The 305-nt window shown below is 70.8% G+C and carries 1 pseudogene; it reads right to left on the reverse strand.

From position 1 onward, the window contains the following. Positions 1-305: pseudogene (locus tag KSO97_RS17610) on the reverse strand (RNA helicase); the annotation flags it as partial.

Below are 305 nucleotides of genomic sequence, written 5' to 3' on the forward strand. Positions count from 1 at the left end.
TGGTAGCCGAGCACGTGCAGGTCGTCGGGCGGCAGGTCGCGGCACGCCGAGTCGACGTAGACGAAGATCTCGTCGCGCTCCTCGGGGGTGGTCAGCCGCAGTCCGGCGGCCAGGCACTGCTGGACGGCGGCATCGCAGCCGGCACGGCTGAAGATGAAGACGATCGCGGGGAGCAGCCTGTCGCGGTCGAGTCGGCCGATGACGTCGTGGCGGCTCGGGATCCAGATCCGCCGACCGTTGCCCACCTGGCGCGGACCGCCACGCTGACGCGCACCCTTCGGCGAGCGTCGGTCCTTCATTCTGCC

The organism is Nocardioides sp. R-C-SC26 (genome assembly GCF_021246465.1).
Taxonomy (GTDB): domain Bacteria; phylum Actinomycetota; class Actinomycetes; order Propionibacteriales; family Nocardioidaceae; genus Nocardioides.